Below are 6,871 nucleotides of genomic sequence, written 5' to 3'. Positions count from 1 at the left end.
GACCAACTCACGCTTGAACAAGTGATGTCTGTCTCTTCTTATAACTTTATCCTAGAAGCCCTTTTATATGCAGCTTCATATTAAATTGGTATAAGACGATTAATGATAGTGTGGGCGATCGCTATACTTTCAGTCTCAGAGATTCCGAATTACGATCTACTGCTACTGGCACTGTGCTGCTGGGTGTTGAGTTACAGGGTAATATGACATTACCTACACTCCTTGGTTTGACTCCTGTTGCCACACACGTTGATGCTAATGGTAGTTACGGCCTATTCGCAGTTAATCGTGCTGGCTTAAACCTAATCTCACTCTCCAACACTTCCCCCACTCCCTCCCTCCCTCCCTCCCTCACTCTCTTCATAGCTGGTGATGTTAACCGCGATGGTAATGTGGATGGCGTTGATAGTGGATTGTTAGCGGGGGCGAGTCACCGTATACGTTGGCAGTACCAACCCTAGTAATCCCAATCGCGCACCCCAAATAACCGACCTCCCAGTACCGAAAAAAGTCTACCAACAAGACCCAGTAGAATTTACTGCCAATGCAACTGATGATAATACACCACTTACCTATATCTGGGATTTTGGCGACGGTACAGAACCAGTTGAGGGTCAATCAGTTACCCATGTATTTGCTGAAGGTGGAGAATACCAAGCTACCCTGACAGTTGTTGATGATTTCGGGTTAAAGGATACCAAGACAGTCACCGTATATGTGGGTAGTACAGCCCCAGAACCCAGCGATGAGGAACTGCCCGACTGGGATGGTGACTTCAGCGACTTTGATGAATTGATGGCTGAATTCCCTGACTTTTTCAGTAACTTTGAGTAGCCCAACTAAACCACTAAAAGCGCTTTTTGACGCTGACACTGCAATTCACTGACCGGATCTCACTGAGATGAAAACCGCTATAATAAATTGCTACTCAAACTCAAAGCGAAATGAGTGAAATAACAGCCAATTATGATGAATCATGGAAAGAAGCATTAAACGAATATTTTGAAAGCTTTTTATCCTTTTTCTTTCCCGAAATTTACCAATTAATTGATTGGACACAACCACCTCAACCACTTGACAAAGAACTTCAACAAATTACTGCTTCCTCAGAAACCCAAAGCCGGATTGCTGATAAACTTTATAAAGTTTGGTTGTTGAATCAAGAACAGATATGGATCTTGATTCATGTAGAAATTCAAAGTCATTATGATGTTAGCTTTGAAAAACGGATGTTCATCTATCATTATCGCGCCTTTGATCTTTATGAAAACAAAGTACTGAGCCTAGCCATTCTCGGAGATGACAGACCTAACTGGAGACCTGATTGTTATAATTATTCCATTGGCAAAGGTGAAATTACTCTGAAATTTCCCACTGTTAAACTCATTGACTACCAATCCCGTTGGGATGAACTAGAATCTATGAGTAACCCCTTTGCCATAATTACGATGGCACACCTGAAAACTAAAGCCACAACTAGTCAGTTTCCGGAACGGTCAACAAGAGGACAAGGAGCAGGGAGCGGGGGGCAGGGGGAGAACCCCATACATAAATGTAGGGGCTTGAACTAAGGACGCATTATTTCTCGCGCTGCGCGTCTCGAAATAAATATTTTTATTTTTGGGCATAAATAAATATATTGGCTCTGAAACCCTTGTGGCAGGGTAACTGAGCGTATCTTTCTCCCTTGCTCCCTGCCCCCTGCTCCCCTGCCTCTTCGGTCAGAATATAAATGGCAGTTAATTCGCGGACTTTATGAGCGTGGTTTAACCAAAGAACAGGTTGTTAAACTTTTTAAAATTATCGACACCATGATGACTCTCCCCAAAGAGTTACAAGCAGAATTAGTCGCCAAAATCAAACGTTTTGAGGAGGAAAGGAAAATGCCCTTAGTTAGCCCAACCGAACAACTCGCTATGGAACGTGGTGAATTACGTGGTGAACTACGTGGGAAACTCGAAGGGAAACTCGAAGGGAAACAGGAGTTAATTATACGGTTAGTAAATCGACGTTGTGGAGAGATTCAACTTTCCTTAACTGAACGAATTCGTCAATTATCTATTGAACAGTTGGAAGAATTGGGCGAAGCTTTATTGGATTTCTCCTCTATCACTGACTTGGAAAGATGGTTGCAAAATAATTCACAACCCGAAATCTCATCGGGTGATTAGTTATACCAATTTTCTGTGAGGTTGCACATTAACGCCCACGGGCTACAAGCCTGGGGCTACACAAACAAAGCCTGCGGAGGTAGGCTAGTACAAGAAGGCAAAAGTAAAAAGGCAAAAGTAAAAAGAAAGAATGCTTATTTTGTAGGCTTTCTCGCTATTTAAAATGGTTGCTTTATTTCCGCCGTGTCGTACTAGTAAATATTAGTGCTAGAAGTGATTTTCTTACAGGGAATAGACAATCCTCTACTAGTCATGGTACGTTGCCTCAGCTTTGGTCACAGTTATTCACATGTACGCAAAAACCTTATCTGGTAAATCTTCTAAAAATTTGAATAGACATTTTATTGGCTCTAAAGTTAGAAGCTCATCGTAAATATCATTCAAGTGACCTGGATGTGTAATAAGAATATTATGTGGATAATATGCCTGTCCAAGTATTACTGGATCGTCAGTCACCCGCATAACTTCTTGAACAAGCAACATCGTGCGATCGCTTATTTTTGCTCCCCCTGCTTCGCACTCACTATTTTATGCCCAATATCTTTCCGGTAATATATCCCATCAAACTGAATATATTTTATACCTGCATAAGCTTGAGCGATCGCTTGCTCAAAATTTTCTCCGATTCCAGTCACATTTAATACTCGACCCCCATCTGTCACTACTTCTTGTTGCTGGTTTAATTTCGTACCTGCATGAAATACAGTTGCTCCTGTGGCCTCTGCCTCGCCAATACCAGTAATAATCTGGCCTTTCTGATATTCTCCGGGATAACCACCGGAAGCTGCAACGACAGTGGCAGATGCTCCCTCTTTCCAAGCAATGGGCGGCAATTCACTTAAGCGCTGTTGTACACAGGCTAAAAGCAACTCTTCTAGGGGTGTTTCTAACAGTGGTAAAATAACCTGGGTTTCGGGATCGCCGAAGCGACAGTTAAATTCTAAAACCTTAAAGTCGCCATTGGGGGCAATCATTAACCCAGCATACAGCACGCCTCGGTAATCAATGCCTTTAGCTCGTAAGGTGGCGATCGCTCTTTCTAACACTTCTGTTTGAATGCGTGCCATTAACTGCGGCGTAGCGATGGGTGCTGGGCTGTATGCTCCCATTCCGCCAGTATTTTCCCCCGTATCGCCGTCACCAATCCGCTTGTGGTCTTGAGCTGGCAGCAAGGGTCTAATTGTTAACCCATCCGTCAACGCTAAAACTGACACCTCCTGCCCAATCAAACATTCTTCAATGACGACAAATTCACCAGCACTGCCAAATTGTCCCTGAAAAATCGCATCAACGGCATTTTCTGCTTGTTCAAGTGTTTCAGCCACCGTTACACCCTTACCAGCCGCCAAGCCATCAGCTTTGATGACAATTGGCGCTCCCTGAGATTTGACGTAAGATTTTGCTGCTACTGCCTCCGTAAATACCGCAGCCCGTGCCGTCGGAATCCCGGCTTCTTGCATTAGGGTTTTTGCCCAAGCTTTACTCGCTTCAATTTGCGCTCCGGCTCTAACTGGGCCAAACACCATCAATCCTTTATCTTGGAGGTAATCTGTAATTCCCTTCGCCAAGGGGACTTCTGGCCCAACTATTACCAAAGTTATGCCATTTAAGAGAGCATATCGGCTCATGCCCTCAAAATCATCTACTGCTAGGGGCAAATTCTGGCAACGTTCCATAGTTGCTGTACCCCCATTGCCTGGTACACAGATAACTTGCTCAACTTGCTTAGATTGCAACAGTTTCCATGCTAGAGCGTGTTCCCGCCCGCCATTACCTACAACTAAAACTTTCACTGATTTCCTCGTGCGTCCCTTGCGAAACGAGAATTCCCTATTTGGCTCTCGCGGATCAATTTTTTCATCAATTCTCACACTTATGCAAGCCCCCTCATCACTGAAAAGGCCGATACCAAAGCCTTACTAAGGGGAGATGCCGCAGGCGGTAGGCTTCTTTCTATACGTCTTCATCAAGAATTGATCTGAGGAGACGTGACAAGAATAAATATATAGCGGTTCCCATTCAGATGCAGTACAACGTTACATCACGAGGTGTAGGGGCACGGCAATGCCGTGCCCCTACGGGTGTAACTCACGTAAACGATAACTGCTATAGCTATTGAATTTTTACTGTATTTATTCTTAAGAAGTTGTTTGAAAAGTGTTTGGCTGTGATTTTAAGTACTTCTAGATCCCCCCGAGCAAGCCTTAAAAAGGGGGGAACCGGAATCAAAGTCCCTCAATTTATCGGGGAGCCACTGCGCCCTTGCGGTTAAGAGACTTGTTCGCGCAGCGTCTCCCCTTGGGAGAAGCACGTGGCGTGGACTTAGGGGGATCTATAAGATTTTGCTACCAACAAAAGGACTTTTCAAACATCCTCTTAAATCTAATTTGGTGAATTACTACAATTATTAATAGTTAATAGCAATATTTCAATATATATACTGAGATACTTGCAATACAATCACAATGTTTAAGTATTTATAATGATTTTTTGAACCATTGAAATAATTGAGCAAGAAAATCATCTTCAGGTAATGACGATCATTGATTACAAGTATTAACCTGTGAATATGGGGATTAATGAAAATATCAAACAATAGGCAACATGGCTAAAATTATTGTTACTGGAGCCGCCGGCTTTATTGGCTCTCATCTTGTAGAAACATTGCTGCAACAAGGCGAAGAAGTCATCGGTATTGATGAATTCAATGATTACTACGATCCGATGTTAAAGTTTAAGAATATTGCACACTTACATCACTCACCTGGTTTTACCTTAATTGAAGGAGATATGCAGTTTTTAGATTGGCAGCCACTCCTAAAAGATGTTGATGTAGTTTACCATCAAGCTGCCCAAGCAGGTGTTAGGGCAAGTTGGGGTAAAGCTTTTCGAGGTTATACAGAACGAAATATTAACGCTACACAAGTTTTACTAGAAGCAGCTAAGGATGCTAAAGACCTGAAAACGTTAGTGTTTGCCTCTTCATCAAGTATATATGGTGATGCAGAAACATTACCTACTCACGAGGGAATTTGTCCTCAACCAGTTTCTCCTTACGGCATTACGAAGCTAGCAGCAGAGTTTTTGTGTGAACTGTATCACAAAAACTTTGGCGTACCCTGTGTGACATTGCGCTATTTCACAGTTTATGGCCCCAAACAGCGCCCAGATATGGCATTTAATAAGTTCTTTAGATCCATTTTGCAGGATGAGGCCATTCCTATTTACGGCGATGGCCAGCAAACGCGGGAGTTTACGTTTGTTAGTGATATCGTCGCCGCTAATTTAGCCGCCGCCACTGCACCCCAAGCAGTGGGAGAAATCTTTAATATCGGTGGCGGTAGCAGGGTAGTTTTAGCAGAAGTCTTGGATACGATTGAAGAAATTGTCGGGAAATCAATCAAAAGAAACCACATCGAAAAGGCAATGGGAGACGCCCGTCACACGGCGGCTGATGTATCTAAAGCGCAGAAAATTCTAGGATATCAGCCGCAAGTTTCCCTGAGAGAGGGTTTGACGCAGGAATGGGAGTGGATTAAGTCTTTGTATTCACTCTAAACAAGTAGGGAGTGGGAAGTGGGTTTTGTTTAACAAGAGTGATATTTCACCGAAACAATCCCCAGTTTCTAAAGGAAATACTTCTTGCTCTTTGCCTTGAGAGTTTTCTACTGAGAGAAGAACTTAATAATTATTCATCCGAAACAGAATTCAGGAGTCAAGGTAAGGGCATCTTGTCAATTGAATTCTTCTTCAATTTTTTGATCCTTAGCTAAAGTGTCGAAATTATAATTTTCGATTTTCTTCAAATGTAGTTTACGTATACTACTAATTGAAGCGCGGAAGGGGGGTTTTTTGATTTATGCAAGAAGTATATTCTGGTGATAATTCATCAGCTTGAGAAGTTAGGCTGAATATAAAAGCTTGAGGTAAAAATTAGATGTATTTATCTGGTAACTGTTCCAGGAGGTCTAATTAGCAAAAAATACCCTATTCTATTATAGATAGAATAAGAGTCTTATCCGAATATCTTTTCAAAATCACACTAAACCTTCTATCTAATTTTGGCATCCTACTTAAGGATCAATTTATAAACTGTCCTAAGAAACATTTAAAAATAAAAATTAGTAATTAGAATAGATATAACAATCTATTTAATGTAGGTTATGTTGCTATTGGATATCTAAGCCGGGAAAACTTAGGTATCCTTATATAAAATTTCGATAAAGTAGGGTTAATTGCTCAGTTTTCTGCAGTGGAGAAAACTCATACTGTTTTACTTTGCTAATTATACAAATACGTGGAAAGCGGTAGAGTCAACTTAAAGGATGTTTGAAAAGTAGTTAGCTGTGATTTCAGGCACTTGTTGATCCCCCCTAACCCCAGGGCTGTTTCATTCGTTCAGATCAGAATTTTGTCAAGAGTATCAACCAGAAAATTTAGTGAGTTGGTAATCGAAAAATTACTGTTTCAATCGGTAAATTTAAGTGCGATCGCCTGGTTTTTGACCCAATTAGAGTGTTTAAAAACCTGATTTTTTTGACTGATACGCTTGTAAATTAAGGTCTTTTAGGGAATGAATCAGCCCTGCCCCTAACCCCCCTTAAAAAAGCTATCCATTATAAACATCTTTCTTAACAAAAAGTTTGACAAGAACCAGAAATTGTGTATTCTCTAAACCGAGAAGGAAAATCTACCAAAGT

4 protein-coding genes and 2 pseudogenes are annotated in these 6,871 nt (G+C 41.6%); 5 read left to right on the top strand and 1 reads right to left on the bottom strand.

Features of this window, described 5'->3' with window-relative positions; translation table 11 throughout:
* Positions 1–110 precede the first annotated feature (110 nt).
* From V7K97_RS07475 to V7K97_RS07465, 4 genes and pseudogenes are all read left to right on the top strand, one after another.
* Positions 111–461 (top strand): hypothetical protein, encoded by a 351-nt coding sequence (locus V7K97_RS07475; protein ID WP_334800191.1) that lies wholly within the window; start codon positions 111–113, stop codon positions 459–461.
* 19 nt (positions 462–480) lie between these two features.
* A pseudogene (locus V7K97_RS31950) lies at positions 481–705 on the top strand (PKD domain-containing protein); the annotation flags it as partial.
* Between the two features lie 239 nt (positions 706–944).
* A pseudogene (locus V7K97_RS07470) lies at positions 945–1,496 on the top strand (hypothetical protein); the annotation flags it as partial.
* A gap of 315 nt (positions 1,497–1,811) precedes the next feature.
* Entirely contained in the window at positions 1,812–2,171 is a 360-nt protein-coding gene (locus tag V7K97_RS07465) for a DUF4351 domain-containing protein (protein WP_334800190.1), read from the top strand.
* A gap of 494 nt (positions 2,172–2,665) precedes the next feature.
* On the opposite strand, the gene purD is transcribed toward V7K97_RS07465, so the two are convergent.
* Positions 2,666–3,964 carry a phosphoribosylamine--glycine ligase gene (purD, locus tag V7K97_RS07460; RefSeq protein ID WP_334800189.1) on the bottom strand — a complete coding sequence of 433 codons (1,299 nt, stop codon included), beginning with the start codon at positions 3,962–3,964 and terminating at the stop codon, positions 2,666–2,668.
* Between the two features lie 811 nt (positions 3,965–4,775).
* Here purD and V7K97_RS07455 point away from each other — a divergent pair.
* Positions 4,776–5,729 carry an NAD-dependent epimerase/dehydratase family protein gene (locus tag V7K97_RS07455; protein ID WP_334800187.1) on the top strand — a complete coding sequence of 318 codons (954 nt, stop codon included), beginning with the start codon at positions 4,776–4,778 and terminating at the stop codon, positions 5,727–5,729.
* Positions 5,730–6,871: the final 1,142 nt, after the last annotated feature.

The organism is Nostoc sp. (genome assembly GCF_036917815.1).
Lineage (GTDB): Bacteria > Cyanobacteriota > Cyanobacteriia > Cyanobacteriales > Nostocaceae > Nostoc.
This window is presented reverse-complemented; position numbering and strand designations above follow the sequence as displayed.

Excerpts from the sequence above, each read along its gene's own strand:
- V7K97_RS07455 (WP_334800187.1), top strand. The coding sequence starts at position 4,776 with ATGGCTAAAATTATTGTTACTGGAGCCGCCGGCTTTATTGGCTCTCAT.
- V7K97_RS07465 (WP_334800190.1), top strand. The coding sequence starts at position 1,812 with ATGATGACTCTCCCCAAAGAGTTACAAGCAGAATTAGTCGCCAAAATC.